Consider the following 305-nt stretch of genomic DNA (forward strand, 5'->3'; position numbering starts at 1 on the left):
AAAGGCAACGTGCGCGAGAAAAACGCGGCGCAGTATGGTCAGGCGCTCCAGGCGATGGAGGCCAGCAAATACGATGAAGCGCGAAAAGCGCTACAGCCGCTGCTGGCGGCGGCGCCTGACAATCCGTGGTATCTCGACCTCGCCACCGATATCGATCTGGGGCCGAAACAAGCGACCGATGCGATTAATCGCCTGAAAGGGGCGAAAGATCTTCGTAATAATCCAGTATTGCAGCTTAACCTGGCGAACGCCTACCTACAGGGCGGCCAGCCCGGCGAGGCGGTGACCATTCTGAACCGCTACAC

At 59.0% G+C, this 305-nt stretch carries 1 protein-coding gene; it reads left to right on the forward strand.

The features are described 5' to 3' along the window. Positions 1-305 (forward strand): tetratricopeptide repeat protein (locus RTW80_RS28495; RefSeq protein WP_312721459.1); only part of this gene is annotated, 305 nt, incomplete at both ends.

The sequence above is a fragment of the Escherichia sp. AM3 genome, assembly GCF_032029835.1.
Lineage (GTDB): Bacteria > Pseudomonadota > Gammaproteobacteria > Enterobacterales > Enterobacteriaceae > Escherichia > Escherichia coli.